Here is a 20231-nt window from a genome sequence, read left to right on the forward strand (position 1 = left end):
CCGAATTCCAGCGGGTGCTTTTTTCAGCCGGATCCCAGACCAGTGGATGGCTTGCCTACAGCGGATTATTGACATGTGGGTATTGGGCGCTCGCGAAAGTCTCGCCCATGTTAAGTGGCGTAGCCGCGGGTGGCACCACCGTGTGGAATCTGTGGAACGCCGTGCGGCAGCGCGATGTGGTGGGCGGACTCATCCAGGTGCTGTTGGCACTTCCCTATCAGTTGCTGTCTCCACAATCGCTGCTATTTGCCATCGCCGAGGAGACAAAACGATATATCGACGACGTGCTGGACGGGGTGGTTCCCGAATGCCTGAGCGCTCAGCGGGACAACATTTACATGGCTGTCGGGGTTGTCGCACTCTTTTCGTACTACGGATATTTTGTCAGCCGGCAGGCAGTCAACCCTCTCATCTCGAAGGTTCTTGATGAGCCGGTGGAATCGACGGTTCTTCATGGACCTGCGTTTTGTTACCCAACAAACGGATCGAAGGTTGTTCAGGGGCCTGCGGTTTACCCGCCAAACGGATTCCTCTTTAAGAACGATCTGCATCCTCCCAAGACCCCGCTTGGCAGGAATCTGGCGGGGATGATCGGGAAACTGCAGCGAGCGGTACAAGGCTATGCAGTCCTGCGAACGGTGGTCGATGCGAAGCCCCCAACCGCCCTAGCCACAATAGTTGAACCTGTCTGTTCAGTGGATGACGATCCCAGTGCCGTGAGTCGTGAAGATAAGGCCTGGCAAAAGCTGCACAGGCAGACAATGAAAGAACCCCATAAGGCCAGGTTGCGAGCCTTTGCAGCTGAAAGGAGACGTGAAGCGGCTCTGGACGCAGCGGCTTCTTTGCCTACGGTCACCGTCACTGGCAGGCTAGACGAGGCGGATGCGATCTTTAAGACCGCTAATAACAACGGGCGCGAATCGAGCCTCGAGTCCTTCGGCACATCCTCCCAGACCGAAGAAAACTATGCATCCTCCCCACAAAACTCCGTCACTTCCGACGCCCCAGAAACAAGACCCTTCATTGCGCTCCCAATCGCCGCGGCGGCGGCGGTAGTTGGCCACGGCCAGTTAGGCGCGATCTGGCCACCGGGCATGCGGGCGTTGGTTGTCGGTACGGTGTCTATCGTCACGATAGGCACTATCGTTGCGTATTTTGTCCAATTGGGCTTATCTATTCCGAAAGAGATCGACGACACTGACTTTGAGATTTTACAGGCCGACGCCCAACCATTGAGTCAGGAATATCATGACACTAACGCTGACATACAGACACCGAATTTTAAATGGTTATATATTCAGGGCCGAAACCTGGCATGTGTCACATACTTCATAGAAACCCAATTCGATCATCAATTTTTCGAAGATGCGTTGGTTGCGGTTTTTGCGCCGGACAATAAAAACCAGCTGGGTGAAAGTGAAAACGCAACGTACGAAATTTCCGTACGCAGCACGTGGGGCGACTATGTAAGGGATGTTGGAACGCCGTTGCGTTACCGCTCCTCGGAAGACCGATACGGCGCAGAACTCTATTCGATCATTACGGGAATCGATCCGGCCGATAACTGCGCACCTGAAAAACTGCAGCTTCTCAAGCCACTCCTGATAAAAATAAAGACGTACGAAACATTCATCCTTCGTGCGCGAAGGAATCTTCATTTTGACAGCAAAGAAGGAGTGATCGCCAAGCTGGAATCAATTTTCGGCTTGCCGATCGAACTTCCCGAACAGGCAATTTTCACTGAATCTCTCGATGCCTATATAAACACACGATTAGGCTACGACTCCAACACTACCGCACCCGCCGAAGTCGTAAATGGCGTGCAAACGGCCATTTCCTCATGGGCTGACGCGACTAGAGAATTTCTCGACGACAAATCTGGAATTCCCGAAACAGCAATCTCCGCGTCCAGACAGTCTATTGCAGAAAAAATCAGACAAGCAAAAGAAGAAATATATACATTTAGAGGTCCACGCGATCGACAACGTCTCGAACGCAGCAGGGAAAAACTTGCTGAATACCGCTACGCAGCCCTCCATCTTGAAAATCACATAAAACTATCTCACAATTTTCTTGATGCCCTGAACGAGATAAAGCCGATACTACAGGAAATTAAGCCGCAACTTCCGACCCTTCCCTCCAGGCTTGGAGATGCTACTGTTTTCTATGCCAGAGTATTAGCAGTCAAGGCCGCACTGAAAATGCTCGGAAAACGTCCGCAGCCGGCAGGCTCAGATAATCCATCCGTTCTCGGCAACCTATCAGACGTGGATTATCTATATAATTTCCCTTTGATAATAGCGTCAAGCCCCGAAATGACAGCATTCATTTCATTCGCGGAGGCCATATTTTACAAGGCATTGATCGGGCGAGATGTCAATAATCTTCACCGATTTGCCACTAACCCCGCTGAGCTAATTCTAGTTTTTAAGAGAGAACTCGACAGATCACCTATCAGCAACCGAAATGGAAGCGTGGCCACCGAAGGCGCGAAATTCCTCCAGAATATTGCCACTAGCGATAAGACGTACAGCGACACAGAATATTACAAGCAATTTTCTGATTTCAAATCCAAGTATCACAAGGCTGTCGCAAAATCAATAAGCTATTTTGCACTCTCAGAATATGGCATGCATCCCTATCTGATGCTTACCGAAAAACCGCTCAGGGTAGTACAAATGACCCTATATATGAGACCCAAACTCGATGCTGCTCCAAAACCTTCCATAGGCTACCTATACCCGCTTTTTTTGAATTGGCTCAGTGATTCATCGAGGGCCAAAATGACCTATGCGAAGGCCGGCGAATTGATATTTTGCGAAATGCTCACAAAAGACTGGACAGTGATTTCTACTCTCGGCGGATCCTGTCTAGTGAGATCGTTCACCGTGGCCTAGATGAACCAGAATGCCGCGCTCAGGGATATATCTCTGGAACAAGGGTGTCCCGAAATAGATTTTGAAGATCCTTTTCTCGACCTGTTCTCTTCAAACGTCCCGGATGGAAGTCATCATTGGTGGATGGACAAAGATATGATTAAACTCGTAGTCCAGCCGATATTTGGCAATGCATCGATAATTAATGAAGATAGCTTTGAGAAAGCTTATCTATATTTAAACGGAGACAGCAAGCGTAATTTTAAAGAAAAAAACATGCTTTCTATCGTGGACGAAGCCACCGATGATGCGCTAAAAACTCTCATGGCGCAGGCTGTAGAAGCGAAATATAAGAAGGCGTGGTGGCAATATTATACCTCATTGCTTACAGGATTCGACATAATATACCGAATCCACCACGATCCCGACTACGAACCGTCGGCAGGGGAAATTTCACTAGAGGCACTGTCCGCCGTTCTCACTTTGATATCAATAGGTTTTCCCGTTGGCCAGCTGACCGCCGCAAGCGCAAAAATTTTGCGTGCTTCTTTAGTTAAAAATCTCGCGAAGGGGCTTCGGGGACCTGCATTGTTTCTCGCTGTTTGGGCCGAAGTCGGATCAAGCCTGGCGTTCTTCCCACTCCGCGTTCTTGCCATTGCCGGTTACGAGATATTCGCATTCTGGGAGCCGCTACCGCTCGACACCCTCACGAAGTCACTTTACAAACAAGTCAGAAAATTTAAATTTGATTTCAAATTTAAAGAAGTAAAATCAAAAACAATTCCAAACCCAGAAATTAAAATATTGAATCCGGAAGCCCCCAACGTGGCGAAATCTGGCAAATCCGAACCCGCCGAAGCCCGAGGCCTGTTGGCATCGTTACATCAAAACGACTTTCGATATTATGAATATTCGTACAGTTACGCCAAGGAAACGCCATTGGGCACAGGAAAATTGCCCGATGTCGATGCGGCGGCGCCAAGCGCGCCCAAGCAGGCGATACCACCTGCAGATCCTCGCGCGTTGAACGACGAAGGGGCTATCGAACTGAGTTCCTCCCGTGCAATAACAAGAGTCGAGACGCCCTTCCGATACAGTCGATCTGATGCAACGATTTTTCCTGAGGCGGTGTCGTCGCTTGGGAGCGAAGGCCGTCATTTGAATTTCGAATTGATGGACCAGGGAATCGCAAGAAATATCGAGTTCCACCGCCGCCCATTCATGCCGTTCCGCTTCGACGGTGAGTTAGGTATCGCCCCGAACACCGAAGTCGTCCATCTTCGCGAAACTGCCGATTCAGTTGTAGGCATTCGTATCGACCTTGAGGACATTGCTTCAGATCGGCCCATTCTGATCACGTCAGGAGACATGCCCGCGGGGACGTTCCTAGCCTGCGTTGACGAAGAAGATGCATGCGTCTACTTCTATCGTCTCGGGGCTATAAGCAACAACGCCGTAGATTCGACCTCCGACAATGTCGCAATTCGCCAATTGTTCAGCGTTCACAACGCTCTTGCGACTCGCGCAGAAATCAAAATATCCGTTCCGGACTTGGTGCAAAAAACGGATTTACTCTGGTTCAGTAAGAAATTCGACAGGACGATGCTCATCTATGCGGACGACCCTCGCGTAAGCGATTTTACAGTGCTGGATCAGGACTTCGATTTTTCAACCCAGCCGGGCGCAAAACCCGTGACGAGTCACTCCGCTTCCTCGTCCGCGTTGGACCTGCTTAAATACAATCGCGTTTCATCCGACACAAATATTATTCAAAGCTCTGGGAATGCATACTACCTGTTGTCGCGAACCGATGAGGATCACGTTAGCATTGTTGGCAGAGGTCAATACCGAGGCGACGTGGACACCAGCCAGCTTAAACCATGGCAGCCCGATGCCGACGACCGTACATCGCCCGAAATTGCGACATCCGACATAACCGAAATCGTCGATCTGCTGGTGAAATCCCGAAGTAAAGTGAGCTCCTATATTCGAGTTCCCGACGGGGATTCTCTTGAGGCAGTCGAAGCGGCAGGCAAATACTTTACAGCGAATGGTTATAACGTAATATATCGAATGACCATTCTATGGCCATCGAAAGAATCCACAAACGTGGTTCAACATTACGTTCCCATCGTCGAAAAAAATGGGCGAGCCTACCTCGTCGACGTTACTGCGGGTCGATTCTCGTCACAAGGAGTTGATCACCCTCTTTGCTTGACCGATTCGTCGTGGAGAATTCAATACATTTCTCTATTTCCCGACCATGTTGTCCTGATTCGTGATTTTAATAATTTCGAATCTCTGGTGAATCTTGTTAAATCCGATCTGGTCAACCAACCGTTGGCACCCTTAATTTCCAACCCGGATTGGACTATATTAAACAAACCAACGTGGACGCTTCTTCAAGCGTCGGAATTTACAGAAGCCATCAACATTGATATGGTTATAGATATTAATAGGAGCAGAACTCAGCGCGCCTACCTTGACTCTCCTCCCATCGAAACACTTCCATCACTGCCTGCGAAGCGCAGCGAAAAATGGAATAAAATAATAAACGACAAAGGAATTTCCGCCACATTGACCGGATCATCTGATATCGCAATTAAAAAATTCCAGGCGTTTTTGTACGAAAAAAATATAAAATCAAAAATAATAATGACGAAAACGTACGAAAATCTCCATGACGAAAATCCGGTCACAAATTATGTAATACAGGCGGAACTCCCGGGTGAGACGGCAGACGTTATTAAACTGATGCCCTCGCACTCCGGAGAAGCCTTTACGGTGAACGGTGTGATGCCGCTGAAACGGTGGGAGAGCGAAAATCGTCACAAGATTACATTCTTCAGATTGATCGACGATCCCAGAACGATCCCAGAACGATCCCGAACTATCTTGACGCCCGCGATGTTCCACACGAAATCGGCCAATCCCAGTTTTTCAACGAGATCACCAATCGATACCGTTTGATGCATTTCGATCCCGAAGCATTGCCATCTCTCGAAGACACCATAGATCGCACCCGGGACGAAATGGCGAAATACTCCGGCCCGCATCTAGGCAACGATCTACGCACGGAAAGGTCCATTCTCGATCGATACCGCCTGGAGGAACCGCAGAACGCGATGAATCTTCGCATACAGCAAACCAGAGTGGACGAAATTGCCAACTATCAATTCCTGCGAGGATTGCTAGGCCGGCTGGGAGATCTTCGCGGAAAAATCCGTGGCGAAGTTCCGGGCGTTGTTCGCCCGGAAAGGAATCCCGGAAAGCGAATGATCGCCAAGACGACCGATGTGGAAGCACATGCTTTAAAAAATATCTTATTTAATAAAATTTCAGTTAAAAAATATCACTCTGCCACTGGCAATTATATAGCTGACCCTGGGTTTTCCGTAGTCAGAGTTCCTGACCTTAAATATCTATTTGGTGAAGTAGAACTCAAGCATATTTTGTCTGAATATTCGACGCTATATCATGAAATCTACGACATGGCGATAGCCTATTCCCTTGAGGGCAGACTTGAAAAAGGACAGGACATTGTAAAAAATTCGTATCTCGGCATCGAGATGACTGAACGTTTAATTCGCTATTCAGACCTTAACTACAATGAAAACATCCGTGCTCTGATCGACAAGAATAACTTTAATATTCAAGACCCTAGTGCCTACGGTTTGTCCCTCGTTTTGCATGTGCTCGAAAAAGATGAAATACTTCACCTTGATACAGTGGTTGCACATCCGTTCACGCAATTGAGAAACGAGCAGGACTTCGTGGATTACGCAACCCGACACGGTGCAGAATGGAACTTGCAAGCGTTGGAGAGATACAGAATAGAAGGCGTGGGTCGATTTCTGAGTTACCACACAGCAAAGAAATCTCTTGCAGAGTCCGGGGCGAAATATATTTCCATGCAGGCCAGAAATCCTCGTGCCGAAAACATCGCGAGCGCGTTCGGACTGGAAGAGATGAACGACCTTGAATTTTATGGGTTAGACGTATCGCTGAAAGCGGCGGAGGATGCACGCAAGTCGTTACTACGCGCTATTTTTCAGACAGTCACAAGACAAAATCCGGAACCAGGTCCTGGGGTTAAGCCGGTCGCCTCCCCCGCTGCCGGGCCGCATGGGAAACTCGAGATACAGTGGAGGCGTGAGGACGTTTCATTGGACCTGGAAAAACCTGGCGAAGCTGGAGACAGATTTGAAGGTATTTATTCTGTTCCAGTAGCAGGGACCAGCAAGTCCCCTGACGAGTGGAAATATTATATCAAGGAAGAAAATAATGCGTATGAGGTACGCTGGGACGATGATGCCCGCACCTGGCGCGTCGTCAATCCGCTGGACCCGGGAACATTTGGCCAGGCCGTGCCGGTCAAATTAGACGATATGGGGCATTGGGCGGCACGTTTAGATATACCCGCAGAAAAAATAGGCAGTCCGTTTTCCGGTGCGGGCAAGGTCGGTCATCTTATTAATTTGAGCGAAACTCAGAGCCAGGAGATGCGCTCGCTTGTAAGAAGCGGGCGCAAGCGGGCACTGAATAATATTGATGGCGCGCTCAAAGCCCTCAATCGAAAAAACACCGAAAAAGTCGATGCGGCAATGGACTTATTTTTTGGAAGACATAACGATGTGGTGAAGGATGTTTACCGCCACTCCTTGAATGAAAACAAAAAATTCTTAAATAATCTCGATACCATAAACGACATAGCTTACAAGGCAGGCTATTTTGAAAACAAACAAGTACTGATGCGCACGCAAGTTAATGCTGCATCGACAAATTGGAAAGTTGGTCCGCCGCCTGTCACTGTATCTGTCGATGCGCTGGCTGACATTTCTCTCAGAAAGCGCTTTACCTTAAGTGAATTCGAGAACTATCTTGGATGTGCTCTAATTCATGAGTCATATCACGCGATTGCCCCCGAAGCGAATGATTTTGGATACCCGGTAATTCGGGACGGCTCCCTGGATATTTCGCCTCTTATCATGTTAAGAGAGCCATGGCTGTTCGGCGACAATGCTCAAGAAATCATGAAAAAATATGGGCTGTCACGCGATGAACTGATGGATGGCCGCGAAAGATCCTTTCGCCGCGCGATTTACAATGCCGATAATCTTGCATTTTTGACCGTGCTTCTATCAAACCTCGACGACAGATCTCCCTGGTATGGAAATTTTATTACCGAATACAATAAATTTATAGTCGATAATAGCCTGCCACTTGAATGGAGATTCAAAGACCACAACAAAGGCGGACCAATTCGTCTGAAAACTCGAACGGCAATTGGCCAACTCTTTGGCCGCGATACGACTCCGCTCATTCAGAACGGATTATTATATAGAACATCGTCCAGCCAGATTCCGGTGAACTTTGATGCGCTTACGTCCGATTTACCGAAGGCAGAAAGATTTTCTCTTGAAAGTGGAAAATTTTCACATTTTCTAGATACCTGGCTGGGCGGCAGCACCACGTCGCTAAAAAACGACGTTTGGTCAGGAACATGGGGGCGCGAGCACTTTCTCGATAACGATTTTTCAGTGATCGAAATGAGAGGTGAAAAATCGGAAACGGCCGCGATTCGGATCAATCTGAACGGCCTGGAGGAAGGCCGTCCCCTGATCATATCGGGCGGCGAACTCGGTGGCTCCACCATTGCATTTGCATCATCCGAGGACGGCTTTCTTTATGTCTTCCACGCGGGCTACAAAGCCGGCGATCCGAACTGGCAACCCAGCCAGCAAGGCGTCGCAGGCATCTATCAGGCCTATCGTTCCATGGGAGGGAAAACAATACCGGGCCTGAAAATTTCCGACGCTGGGGCGCTTGTCAATGAGGGCGGAGACTCGCTCGGTCATCGCGCATTGCGGGATATCCTGGGAGGATACAAACAGAGCTTCGTTGCCTATTCTGGGCAATTGCCGGATAGCTTTCCGGGGGACGTAAGTGCGGAAACGACTGCCAAATGGGTCGATTACGCGCAACTACCGCAAGGAAAAGGGTGTGTTTATGCACTTTTGCAAAAGCAAGATGGAAAGGTGCAGATAGACATTTATGCGAAAGAGGCTCCGCCGGTGCAAGCCAGCAGTGGGCCCAAACCGAAAAAGCCCGGGACGTGAATGCAACAGGCCGCCGCGTTACCTCGCGACGGCCTGCTCCCAATCACACCCTATTGATCACCCCAACCAGCGCCGCGCATTCTGGAACACGCGCAACCACGGACTCGCGTCCGTATTGCCCTCGCCCCAACCTGCCGGATGCCAGCTCATCTGCACCGCGCGATGCACGCGCTCGGTGTGCGGCATCAGCACCGTAAAGCGGCCGTCGGGCGTCGTAACCGACGTAATACCGTTCGGCGAACCGTTCGGGTTGAACGGATACTGCTCCGTTGCTTGCCCACGGTGATCGACATAACGCATTGCCACCGCCGCCTTCGACGCGTCGCCCTGCTGCGAGAAGTCCGCGTAACCTTCACCGTGCGCGATCGCGACAGGAATACGCGAACCTTCCATACCGGCGAAGAAAATCGACGGCGACGCCTCAACTTCGACCAGCGAGAAACGCGCTTCGAATTTCTCCGACTTGTTGCGCGTGAACTTCGGCCATGCTTCGGCGCCAGGAATCATCGACGCGAGGCTGCTCATCATCTGGCAGCCGTTACAGATGCCCAGCGCAAACGTGTCTTCACGGCCGAAGAATGCGGCAAACATGTCGGCCAGTTGCGAGTTGAAGCGGATCGCCTTCGCCCAGCCTTCACCGGCGCCCAGCGTATCGCCGTATGAGAAGCCGCCGCACGCCACCGCACCGGCGAAATCCGCTAGATTGGCGCGGCCGGCCAGCAGGTCGCTCATGTGCACGTCGTGCGCGTCGAAGCCGGCGCGGTCGAATGCATAGGCCGTTTCGAGATGCGAGTTCACGCCCTGCTCACGCAGAATCGCGACGCGTGGACGCGCAGCCTTGCCAATGAACGGCGCGGCAACGTCTTCCGTCGGATCGAAGGTCAGGACCGGCGAGATACCCGGATCGGCCGCGTCGGAGAGCGCATCGTATTCGGCATCGGCACAAGCCGGGTTGTCGCGCAGACGCGCAATACGCCAGCTCACTTCGCTCCACGCGCGATGCAATTCAGTACGCGGTGCGTCGTAGATCTTCTTCGCGTCGCGATAGATTTCGATCGTGTCGCGCTCGTTGGTCTTGCCGATCACATGCGAGCATGCCGACAGACCGTGTTCGCGCAAAGCACCCAGCACCGCGTCGCGGTCCGCCGCACGCACCTGAATCACCGCGCCGAGTTCCTCGGTGAAGAGCGCGCGGATCGTGCGGTCTTCACGGCGACCGCTGGTCTGTTTCGCCCAGTCTTTCGCGTCGCCGTAATCGGATTCATGGTTCGGATCGAGCACCAGCATGTCGACGTTCAGCGACACGCCGACGTGACCCGCAAACGCCATTTCGCAAACGGTCGCCCATAGGCCGCCATCCGAGCGGTCGTGGTACGCAAGCAGCTTGCCGTCGCTATTGAGCGACTGGATCGCAGTGAAGAAGCGCTTCAGATCTTCCGGATCGTCGACGTCCGGCACCGTGTCGCCGACCTGCTGCGTGACTTGCGCGAGAATACTTCCGCCCAGACGATGCTTGGCGCGGCCGAGGTCGATCGCGATCAACACGGAATCGCCCACGTCGCTCGCGCGGCGCAGTTGCGGCGTGAGGTGGCGACGCACGTCTTCAACCGGCGCGAATGCCGAGATGATCAGCGAGACCGGCGCGACCACTTCCTTCGCAACGCCGCGGTCTTCCCACTTGGTGCGCATGGACAGCGAATCCTTGCCGACCGGAATGCTGATGCCAAGCGCCGGGCACAATTCCATGCCGATGGCCTTGACCGTGTCGTACAGTGCGGCGTCTTCGCCCGCTGCGCCGCACGCGGCCATCCAGTTTGCCGACAGCTTGAGCTTGTCGAGCGACGCGATCGGCGCCGCTGCGATGTTGGTAACCGCCTCGCCGACCGCCATACGGCCCGACGCCGGCGCGTTGATCACGGCGAGCGGCGTACGCTCGGCCATGGTCATCGCCTCGCCGCGGAAGCCCGCGTAGTCCATTGTCGTAATTGCGACGTCGGCCACCGGCACTTGCCACGGACCGACCATCTGGTCGCGCGCGGTCGTGCCGCCAACCGAGCGGTCGCCGATCGTGATCAGGAACGACTTGCTGGCAACCGTAGGGTGACGCAGCACGCTGAGCGCGACATCCGACAACGCGATGCCGGTGACATCCACCGGCTCGAGCTTCTGCTCGACGCGCTTGACATCGCGATGCATGCGCGGCGCCTTGCCGAGCAGCACTTCCATCGGCATGTCGACCGGCTCGTGTGCGGCATCGCCGTTCGCTTCAGAGTCGATCACTTTCAGCTGACGCTCAGCCGTGGCCATGCCGACCACCGCGAACGGGCAACGCTCGCGCTTGCACATGGCTTCGAAGGCCGGCAGATCGGCCGGCGCAATCGCCAGCACATAACGCTCCTGCGCTTCGTTCGACCAGATTTCGCGCGGCGACAAACCACTCTCTTCCAGCTGAATCTTGCGCAGATCGAAGATCGCGCCCTTGCTGGCGCCGTCCACCACTTCCGGGAACGCGTTCGACAAACCGCCCGCGCCGACGTCGTGAATGCTCAGAATCGGGTTCTTCTCGCCGAGTTGCCAGCACGCGTTGATCACTTCCTGCGCGCGGCGCTCGATTTCCGGGTTGCCGCGCTGAACGGAGTCGAAGTCAAGTTCGGCCGTGTTGGTGCCGGTCGCCATCGAGCTGGCGGCACCGCCGCCCATACCGATGCGCATACCCGGGCCGCCGATCTGGATCAGGAGCGAGCCTTCCGGCAGATCGTGCTTGTGCGTGTGCTGATCGGAGATATTGCCGATGCCGCCGGCGATCATGATCGGCTTGTGATAACCGCGCACCAGACCCGCGACGTTCTGCTCGTACGCGCGGAAATAGCCACCCAGATTCGGTCGGCCGAATTCGTTGTTGAACGCGGCGCCGCCGAGCGGGCCGTCGATCATGATTTGCAGCGGCGACGCGATGCGGTCAGGACGGCCGTACGCTTCGTGCTTGTCGTCCAGATTGCGATGCGCGAGGGGCTGCGCGGCGTCGCGCGCGTTTTCCCATGCTTCGACGCCGTCCGGCAACTCCAGATTCGACACCGTAAAGCCCGCCAGACCCGCCTTCGGACGCGCACCGCGGCCGGTCGCGCCTTCGTCGCGGATTTCGCCACCTGAGCCGGTCGAGGCGCCCGGGAACGGCGAGATCGCGGTCGGGTGGTTATGCGTTTCCACCTTCATCAAGGTGTGCGTCAGTTCGACGTTGCGGCGGTAGTGCTCAGGCAACTCGTTCGCGCCAAGCTCAGCCGGCGTGCGCGGGAACCAGCGCTCAGCCACGCCACCTGCCATGATCGCCGAGTTGTCCGAATACGCGACGATCGTGCCCTGCGGGTTCAGCTTCTCGGTGTTGCGGATCATGTTGAACAACGAGATGTCCTGCTTCTCGCCGTCGATCGTCCAATCTGCGTTAAAGATCTTGTGACGGCAGTGTTCGCTGTTGGCCTGCGCGAACATCATCAGCTCGACGTCGGTCGGGTTACGGCCGAGTTTGGTGAACGCGTCCACCAGGTAGTCGATTTCGTCGTCGGCGAGCGCGAGGCCCAGTTCCGTGTTCGCCGCTTCCAGCGCGCCGCGGCCATTGCTCAACACGTCGACGGTTTGCAGCGGCTTGGCCGGCAGTTCGTCGAACAGATGCAGCGCGTGATCGCGCGAGGGCGACACGCTCTCGGTCATGCGGTCGTGCAGCGCCGCGGCGACGGCCGCGCGGGCTTCATCTGAGAGCGCCTTCTTGCCGCCCAGCAGGCCGCTTTTCAGCGTGACCGTGTATTCGACACCGCGCTCGATGCGGCGCACCTGCGTCAGGCCGCAGAGGTGGGCAATATCGGTTGCCTTGCTGGCCCACGGCGACACTGTGCCAAAGCGCGGCACCACCAGGAAGGTTTCGGCCGCGCCACGCTCTTTGGTTTCTTCGAGCGGATCGCCGTAGTGCATCAGCGCCTCGATCTTCGCGTTGTCTTCCGCGGACAGCGGGGTTTGCGCGTTGACGAAGTGGAGATACTGACCACGCACGCCGGTGATGTTGGCGTCGATGCGCGTGAGCGTTTCGAGCAGGCGGGTTTGACGGAAATCGGAAAGGGCCGAAGCGCCGGGGAAACACGAGAAGTGGGCCATGGACTTGACGTTGCGTCGCTAATGATGCCGATGAGTGATGCCGATGAGTCGCGCGTGAAGGCGACGTGAGGCGGAAAGGAAGTCCGGGATTATACCCCGGGAACGGGCTTCCAGCGGGCTGAGCACCAGGGTTTCGGCGGGGTCTGCGTCGCGGCTCGGACGCGCCGTTGCGGCGCTTCAGCGTGGCGCTCGCGTGGCAGAGCCATCCGTTTGGCTGCTATCATTCGCCCTTTCACCAGATCGGCGCGAGCGGCCTCGGCAATGCCGGGCAACGCGCCGCATGCCACGCCTGACGGGAACGCGGGGAACGCGGTGTTTCGGCGTCCCGCCGGCAAATCGAATCAGATCATGGATGTCATCGTCATTGGCGGCGGGATTGTGGGCGTCGCCACCGCTTATCAACTGCGCGCGGCCGGCCACCGGGTATGCGTCGTCGAACGCCACGCAACGGTCGCGCAAGGTGCGACCTACGGGCACGGCGGCACCGTGCTGCCGACCCCGCTCGACGTCTGGTTCGGCCCGACTTTCATGGCGAGCCGTCAGAGCGCCAAAAGCGGCGTGATCAGCAAGGCCGGCTTTAACGGGCCGGCGCGCCAGTTCGTCAAGCAGCTAGCCGCTTTGCAGGAGCCTGAGGCGTTCAGCCGTCAGTACGCGCGGCTGCGTCCGCTGATCGAAGCATCGCGTGACGCGATGGCCGATATCGAAGCGCGCTTCGGGCTGGAATTCGAACAGGCCAGCGGCCTGCTCTATCTGGTGCGCACCGAACAGGAGTGGCAGCAGACACAGGCAGCGCTCGATCTGCTGCACCAATACGAAGTACCGCACCACGTGCTGACGCCGGCCGAATGCGCCGCGTTCGAGCATTCCGTGCGGACCGAGCCGGAATTCGCCGGCGGCGTGCTGTTCGACCATGAGCGCACGGCCAATTGCCCGCTTTTCGCGAAACTGATCAAGCAGACCCTCGATACGCAGGGCGGCGTGCAATTCATGCTGGGCTGCGAAGTCTCGTCAATCCGCCTCGACGGTCAGCGCGCCGCGGTGGAACTGGCGCCACGGCCGGGCGCGGCATCGCGCTCGCGCGAAGTCGACGTGATCAACGCCGACGCGATCGTCGTCGCCGCGGGTTACGGCAGTCTGCCGCTGCTTGAACGCCTTGGGCTGCGGCTGCCGCTGCATCCGTTGCGCCTGCATAACCTGGTGGCGCCGATCGCGCATGAGGAATGCGCACCGCACGTCGCGATTGTGGATGCGGTCAAACGGATTACGGTCAGCCGGATGAACCATCGGCTGCGGGTTGCGGGCGGTGCGGTCCTGCAGAGCGCCGGGCAGATCGACAAACCGCTCGGCGAGTCGTTGACGAAGGACGCGCTGGCGCTGCTGGGTCAGGCGACGCACGACTGGATCCCGGGCGCGGCCCGGATCTCCGCGGCGTTGCCGTGGGAAGGCGTAAAACTGCTGTCGCCGGATGGTTTGCCGGTGATCGGCAATGCGCTTCACCCGCGTCTGTTCGTCAACGCTGGCCACGGGCCTGCCGGCTGGGGTCTGGCATGCGGCTCAGGCAAACTGATCGCCGACCTGGTCTCGGACAAGACCCCCGACGTCCCCGCGGACACCCTGGCTGCATTGCGCGCGGACCGATTCCAGTAAATGGCGTGCCCGCACTGACGCGGGTCGAACGAGGCGCGAGCAGAAAGGCGGGTGCCGCAGGTAAAGCCAAGCCGGGCAACGCCAAATCAGGCTCAATCGGACACAATCCGGCAACAACAAAGCAGGCTCATGCCAACCCGGCGCGCGCCCGAAGCCTATCGGCACTACCATAGTGGCTCTCAAAGCTTCCTCACCTTGCCCTAGGTGAACTCCAAGCCCCGCCATGACAGTGCCCGAATCCACGCTCCCGACATTAATCAGCCCGCGCAACCGGGCGTTGCCGCTGCTCACGCTAACCGACCTGAGAATCCTTGAAACCCAGGCCGCGGCAGCACTGCCTCAGCACGCGCTGATGTCCCGCGCCGGCAAAGCAGCCGCGAGCTACCTGCAAGAACGGATCACCCGCGACACATCGACCGAAAAATCGAAGCACAAGGTATGGGTCGTAGCTGGCCCGGGCAACAACGGCGGCGACGCTTTGATCATGGCCGCGGAACTGCACCTGGCAGGTATTGCCGTAGACCTGTGCATGCCGCTTGAAGTCAAGCCGGACGACGCCCGCTGGGCGCTCGACACAGCCCGTGCGGCGGGTGTCGCCATGACTGCGGCACCGCCGGCCTCGCTGGAAAGCTACACATGGCTGGTGGACGGCATGTTCGGCATCGGCCTGACCCGCCCCCTGGCAGGCATCTTTGCCACCATCGCCCGTCAACTCTCGCAACGAACGAAAGCAAAGCTCAGAAGAGGCGGTGTTCTGGCGCTCGACACGCCAAGCGGTCTTGACAGCGACACCGGCACGGTAGTCGGCGACAGGCGGGACCAAGGCAAGAGCCGAAGCGAAAACCAGAGCGATTGCCTCGCGGTCCATGCCACCCACACGATCACCTTTATCGGCGCGAAACCCGGCCTCTTCACGGCGCAGGGACGCGATCTCGCCGGCACGGTGATCGTGGCGCCGCTCGGCATCGACAGCACGACCCGCACGGCCGTGCAACTGAACGCGCCCGAGCTTTTCGCCGCCTTCCTGCCGCCGCGCGACTTCGCCACCAACAAGGGCACCTTCGGCAGCCTCGCCGTGGTCGGCGGCGACACCGGCATGTGCGGCGCGCCGATCCTCGCCTCGCGCGCGGCGCTCTACACCGGCGCGGGTAAAGTGCACGTCGCCTTGCTCGGCGACGGCGCCCCGCCCTACGATCCGCCGCACCCCGAACTGATGCTGCATGCCGTCGACGATCTGCCGCTCGATAAGATGGACGCGCTCGCCGTCGGCTGCGGCATGGGCCTCCGCGATCGCGCCACCCGTGTTTTGCACGACGTGCTGCCGCTCGACGTGCCCAAACTGTTCGACGCCGACGCGCTCAATCTGATTTCAACCGACCCGTCGCTCGCGGCCGAAGTCACCGCGCGCGGCGTGCAAGGCGACCCTTGCGTGCTGACGCCGCATCCGCTGGAGGCCGCGCGCCTGCTCGGCACCGACGCGCCAGGCGTGCAACGCGACCGCCTCGCCGCGGCGCGCGCGCTGGCTGCGCGCTTTGCCGGCGTGGTCGTGCTGAAAGGCACGGGCACCGTCATCGCCGCGCCGGACGGCCGCGTCGCGATCAATCCAACCGGCAATGCCGCACTCGCGACTGGCGGCACGGGCGACGTGCTCGGCGGCATCATCGGCGCGTTTCTCGCCCAGCACCTGCCGCGATACGAAGCCGCGCTGGCGGGCGTCTACCTGCACGGCCTCGCCGCCGACACGCTGAGCGCGCAAGGCCACGGCCCGGCGGGTTTGACGGCGGGCGAACTCGCCCCGATGGTGCGGACTTTGCTAAACCGTATGTTCTATCCGGCAGCGGCTGAATGAACCCACTTATGGGACGTCCCAAATCGAGCAACCCACACGGGGCGGCTCCAATGGGTCAGGCATAGGCCAGCCCGAATGGGCCAGCCGATCCCACAGTTTGCATACGACGCCCAAACCGCTGCCGCCCGTCACGCAACGCCGTTATACTGACTGACTGCGCCGCGCGTCAGGTCATCGCGGGTTGCAGCGAAACTTCAGCGAGCTGGTCCGATCTCCCGACAGGCTCGCGAAGGCTCACGGCAACCCACCACGAACCCGGTCGCGCGGCATCGCTCTAACAGCATCGTTGCATCATCCTCGGCAGCGCTTCACGCGCGTGCCATTCTTCGTGCCCCTTCGTTAGACGGACGCTATGACGCAGAACTCGCTCCCCTCCTGGTCCTCGCTGCAAACGCATTACGAGAAGATTCGCGATGCGCACATGCGCGACTGGTTCGCCCCCGAGAACGATCCCGCCCCTACCCGTGCTGAGCGCTTTGCGTTCGCGGGCGGCGGTCTCGCGGCCGATTTCTCGAAGAACCGCATCACCGACGAAACCCTGAAACTGCTGGTGCAACTCGCGCGCGAAGCTGGCGTCGAGAAACGCCGCGACGCGATGTTTGCGGGCGAAGTCGTCAACCCGACCGAAGGCCGCGCCGCCTTGCACACCGCGCTGCGTGCCACCGATCCGAAAGCACCGTTCCATGCCGAAATCCAGGCCGAACGCGCGAAGATGGCCGCGTTCGCCGATCAGGTCCGCAGCGGTGCGTGGACTGGCTACACCGGCAAGCGGATTCGCTATGTCGTCAACATCGGCATCGGCGGCTCGGACCTCGGGCCGAAGATGGTCGTGCACGCGCTGCATCATCTGGCCACGCCCGAGATCACCACGCACTTCGTGTCGAATGTGGACGGCGCGGATCTGTACAACGTGATGCAGATGATCGATCCCGAAGAGACGCTCGCGATCATCGTCTCCAAGACCTTCACCACGCTCGAAACGATGACCAACGCGCGCTCGCTGCGCGACTGGTTCATCGAAAAAGGTTGCCCGGAAAGCGCGCTGGCGAAGCACTTCGTCGGCGTGTCGGCGAACCCGGCGGAGGTGGTCAAGTTCGGCATCGCGAAAGAGAATGTGTTCGAGATGTGGGACTGGGTCGGCGGCCGTTATTCGCTGTGGTCGGCAGTAGGTCTGTCGATCATGATCGCGATCGGGCCCAGGCAGTTCGACGAACTGCTGGCCGGCGCGAACGAAATGGATCAGCATTTCCGTGACGCGCCGCTCGAAAAGAATCTGCCGGTGCTGCTCGGCATGATCGGCATCTGGTATCGCAACTTCTTCGGCTCGCAAAGCTATCTGGTCGCGCCGTATTCGGAAGCCCTGCATTTCCTGCCGTCGTACCTGCAGCAACTCGAGATGGAGAGCAACGGCAAGTCGGCGCGCCTGGATGGCGTGATGGTCGACTATCCGACCGCCGCCGTGACGTGGGGCGAACCGGGCACGAACGGTCAGCATGCATTTTTTCAAATGCTGCATCAGGGGCCAACCATCGTGCCGATCGACTTCATCGCCGTGTTGACGCCGGAGCATCCGCTCGTCAGTCATCATCCGAAGCTGCTGGCGAACTGTTTTGCGCAAAGCGAAGCGCTGATGCTGGGCCGTACGCTTGAAGAAGCGAAGAAAGTTGCCGGTGCGGACAAGCCGGAACTGGCCCCGCACCTGGTGTTTCCGGGTAACCGTCCAACAAGTACGCTGCTGGTCGATGCGCTCACCGCGCGTTCGCTCGGCGCATTGATTGCGCTGTACGAGCATAAGGTGCTGGTGCAGGCATCGGTATGGGACATCAATCCGTTCGATCAATGGGGCGTCGAGTTGGGCAAGATCCTCGGCAAGGTGGTCGAGGCGGATCTGACGTCGGCGAGCGTCGATGAGAAGAAGCATGACTCATCGACGTCGGCGTTGATCGCGCGGGCACGTGCTGCGTTGAAGCGCTGAGTGTGAGCGGCGCTTGTTCGCGCCGCATACGCTGATCGTTCAATCGCGCGCTGAGCCGAGCCTGGTTAGCTGCGCTGGGATTAGCTGCGTTAAGTCGCGTTAGCTGAAATGAAAAGCGGGCCCTTGCGGCCCGCTTTGCTTTTGTGTCTTTCGGCTTTTGTACTTTTGCACGAATGATTGCGTGCGAGCGGCTCGCTTACGCCAACCGCCCCGCTTCGATCGTCACCGTCGTATCGCAACGACGCGCCAGTTCGACGTCGTGCGTGACGAGGATCAACGTGGCGCCGTTCGCGCGGTTCATCTCGAACATTAAATCGATCACCGCGTGACCGGTAGCTGCATCGAGACTGCCGGTCGGCTCGTCGGCGAACAGGATCGCCGGATGCGTAACAAACGCGCGCGCGAGAGCCACCCGCTGCTGTTCGCCGCCCGACAGCAGCTTCGGATAGTGCCCGGTGCGCTTGGCGAGTCCCACCTGCTCCAGCAATCCGCGCGCGCGCGCCGCGGCCTCGCGCGTCCCGATGCCGCCTTGCAGTTCGAGCGGCAACGTGACGTTTTCGAGCGCCGTCAAATGCGGCATCAATTGAAACGACTGGAACACAAAACCGACCGAGCCGCTGCGCAACGCGGCGCGCTCGTCTTCGTTCAAGTCGGTGAGTTCGCGGCCGAGCAACCGAACCGAGCCCGAGCTCGCGCTGTCCAATCCTGCGAGCAAGCCAAGCAGCGTAGACTTGCCCGACCCGGATGCACCGACGATCGCCACACTGCTGCCGGCATCGATAGCAAGATCGATGTCGTCGAGTATCGTCAGTTCGCCCGTTGCATCCTTAACCTTCTTGCACAAACCCCGCACTTCAATGACTGGATCAGTTTTGTTTAGCATGGTGAAGCGTAGGTTGAAAATGCGCGCCGTAGCACCTCGCGCGCTGGCGCTGACTACGGCATTCGGCTCGGCCGTACTGGCCGCAACCCTGTTTTCGCTGCCCTTCCCCGCCCATGCGGCTAACGCGCCCGAACAGGCCAAGTCGGTAATCGTTGTGCTCGGCGACAGCATCTCTGCCGAATACGGCTTGCCCCGCGACACTGGCTGGGTTGCCTTGATGCGCCAGCGCCTCACCGATGAGCGAATCGATTATAGCGTCGCCAATGCAAGCATCAGCGGTGACACCACAAGCGGCGGCCGGGCCCGCTTGCCGGCGCTCCTGCAGCGGCTCAAGCCGAGTATCGTGATCGTCGAGCTCGGAGCCAACGATGCATTGCGCGGCGTGCCGCTTGCGACAACCGAAGACAACCTGCGTACGATCATCGAGCAGGCTCAACAAGGCCACGCGAAGGTCGTGCTGGTTGGCATGTATGTGCCACCCAATTACGGCCCCGACTACACGCAAAAGTTCCACGGCCTGTACGGCGAACTCTCGAAGCAATTGCGAGTACCGTTGGTGCCCTTCTTGCTGGCCGGTATCGCCGACAAACCGGAGATGTTTCAGGCGGATCAGATCCATCCCACGCAGCAGGCACAGCCAGTGCTACTCAACAACGTGTGGCCGGCTGTCAAGCCACTCCTTCGCACAAGTTCGCCGCACTGAAAAGCTCGCTAACAACTTGTTCCAGTAATTGGGGAA

The 20231-nt window shown here is 57.4% G+C and carries 9 protein-coding genes; 7 read left to right on the forward strand and 2 right to left on the reverse strand.

The genetic code is table 11. The features are described from left to right. From HHL24_RS28420 to HHL24_RS28430, 3 genes are all read left to right on the forward strand, one after another. Positions 1–2897: hypothetical protein (locus tag HHL24_RS28420; protein ID WP_169488676.1), on the forward strand; the 2897-nt coding region annotated here is incomplete at its 5' end. Continuing rightward, complete coding sequence (locus HHL24_RS28425) at positions 2898–5846, forward strand: cytotoxic necrotizing factor Rho-activating domain-containing protein (protein ID WP_169488677.1); 2949 nt, start codon at positions 2898–2900, stop codon at positions 5844–5846. It begins immediately after the preceding gene. Continuing rightward, positions 5846–8995, forward strand: coding sequence for a cytotoxic necrotizing factor Rho-activating domain-containing protein (locus HHL24_RS28430; protein WP_169488678.1), 3150 nt, complete (start codon positions 5846–5848; stop codon positions 8993–8995). The genes HHL24_RS28425 and HHL24_RS28430 overlap by 1 nt, the downstream gene beginning before the upstream one ends. 57 nt (positions 8996–9052) lie before the next feature. Here the strand turns inward: HHL24_RS28430 and purL are convergent, their stop codons facing one another. Further along, positions 9053–13138 (reverse strand): phosphoribosylformylglycinamidine synthase, encoded by a 4086-nt coding sequence (gene purL / locus HHL24_RS28435; protein WP_169488679.1) that lies wholly within the window; start codon positions 13136–13138, stop codon positions 9053–9055. A gap of 348 nt (positions 13139–13486) precedes the next feature. On the opposite strand from purL, the gene HHL24_RS28440 reads away from it, so the two are divergent. The 3 genes from HHL24_RS28440 to pgi all read left to right on the forward strand — a co-directional run bounded on the left by HHL24_RS28440 (position 13487) and on the right by pgi (position 18609). Then, complete coding sequence (locus tag HHL24_RS28440) at positions 13487–14785, forward strand: FAD-dependent oxidoreductase (protein ID WP_169488680.1); 1299 nt, start codon at positions 13487–13489, stop codon at positions 14783–14785. A gap of 223 nt (positions 14786–15008) precedes the next feature. Then, positions 15009–16634 (forward strand): NAD(P)H-hydrate dehydratase, encoded by a 1626-nt coding sequence (locus HHL24_RS28445; RefSeq protein ID WP_169488681.1) that lies wholly within the window; start codon positions 15009–15011, stop codon positions 16632–16634. A 352-nt stretch (positions 16635–16986) separates the two neighbouring features. Beyond that, on the forward strand, positions 16987–18609 hold the full coding sequence (pgi, locus tag HHL24_RS28450; protein WP_169488682.1) for a glucose-6-phosphate isomerase: 1623 nt from the start codon (positions 16987–16989) through the stop codon (positions 18607–18609). Between the two features lie 196 nt (positions 18610–18805). On the opposite strand, the gene HHL24_RS28455 is transcribed toward pgi, so the two are convergent. Continuing rightward, a complete protein-coding gene (locus tag HHL24_RS28455) occupies positions 18806–19492 on the reverse strand; it encodes an ABC transporter ATP-binding protein (protein WP_169488683.1) in 687 nt (228 codons plus the stop codon). 19 nt (positions 19493–19511) lie between these two features. Here HHL24_RS28455 and HHL24_RS28460 point away from each other — a divergent pair, with 19 nt between their 5' ends. Beyond that, a complete protein-coding gene (locus tag HHL24_RS28460; RefSeq protein ID WP_230417604.1) occupies positions 19512–20195 on the forward strand; it encodes an arylesterase in 684 nt (227 codons plus the stop codon). The last annotated feature ends 36 nt before the right edge of the window (positions 20196–20231 follow it).

The organism is Paraburkholderia polaris, from assembly GCF_012927345.1.
Lineage (GTDB): Bacteria > Pseudomonadota > Gammaproteobacteria > Burkholderiales > Burkholderiaceae > Paraburkholderia > Paraburkholderia polaris.

What these genes read in the sequence shown, in the direction of transcription:
- HHL24_RS28460 (WP_230417604.1), top strand. Translation starts at nt 19,512, where the DNA reads ATGCGCGCCGTAGCACCTCGCGCGCTGGCGCTGACTACGGCATTCGGC.
- HHL24_RS28440 (WP_169488680.1), top strand. Translation starts at nt 13,487, where the DNA reads ATGGATGTCATCGTCATTGGCGGCGGGATTGTGGGCGTCGCCACCGCT.
- HHL24_RS28445 (WP_169488681.1), top strand. Translation starts at nt 15,009, where the DNA reads ATGACAGTGCCCGAATCCACGCTCCCGACATTAATCAGCCCGCGCAAC.
- HHL24_RS28425 (WP_169488677.1), top strand. Translation starts at nt 2,898, where the DNA reads ATGAACCAGAATGCCGCGCTCAGGGATATATCTCTGGAACAAGGGTGT.
- pgi (WP_169488682.1), top strand. Translation starts at nt 16,987, where the DNA reads ATGACGCAGAACTCGCTCCCCTCCTGGTCCTCGCTGCAAACGCATTAC.
- purL (WP_169488679.1), bottom strand. Translation starts at nt 13,138, where the DNA reads ATGGCCCACTTCTCGTGTTTCCCCGGCGCTTCGGCCCTTTCCGATTTC.
- HHL24_RS28455 (WP_169488683.1), bottom strand. Translation starts at nt 19,492, where the DNA reads ATGCTAAACAAAACTGATCCAGTCATTGAAGTGCGGGGTTTGTGCAAG.
- HHL24_RS28430 (WP_169488678.1), top strand. Translation starts at nt 5,846, where the DNA reads ATGCATTTCGATCCCGAAGCATTGCCATCTCTCGAAGACACCATAGAT.